Source organism: Corallococcus praedator, from assembly GCF_003612125.1.
Taxonomy (GTDB): Bacteria; Myxococcota; Myxococcia; order Myxococcales; family Myxococcaceae; genus Corallococcus; species Corallococcus praedator.
This window is the reverse complement of sequence record NZ_RAWI01001378.1, coordinates 1-393: the sequence shown is the minus strand read 5'-3', so window position 1 is coordinate 393 and position 393 is coordinate 1. Positions and strand designations below refer to the sequence as shown.

Annotated in this window: 1 pseudogene; it reads right to left on the bottom strand. The window is 72.0% G+C overall.

From position 1 onward, the window contains the following. Window positions 1-325, bottom strand: a pseudogene (locus D7Y13_RS44535) (hypothetical protein); the annotation flags it as partial. Window positions 326-393 lie beyond the last annotated feature (68 nt).

The following is a 393-nucleotide window of genomic DNA, read 5'->3' as shown; positions in this document are numbered from 1 at the left end:
CGGCATCGGCGCGGCCGTCGCCGTCGCCGTCTTTCAGCATCAGCACGTCGCCTTCGTCGCGGCGGCTGACGTAGACCGTGCCGTCGGGCGCCACCGCCACGATGCGGGCGTTGCCCAGCCCGGCGGCGAAGACGGTGACGCGAAAGCCGGCCGGCGCCTTCAGCGCCGCCACGCGCTCGGGCGTCGCCGGCACCTTGTCGGGTTTCCAGACGTTGACCGGGTAGCCGACCTGGGTGCCGTCGCCCTGCTGGGCTTGGGCGAGGAACGGCAACGACGCGATCAGCGCGGCGGCGCGCAGGCTGACGCGCAGGGTGAGGCTTGGCATGGTGCGGAAGGTTGGCGGCGACTGGCCGGTGCATGGCATGCGACATGCCGAACGACTGCCATGAAGAC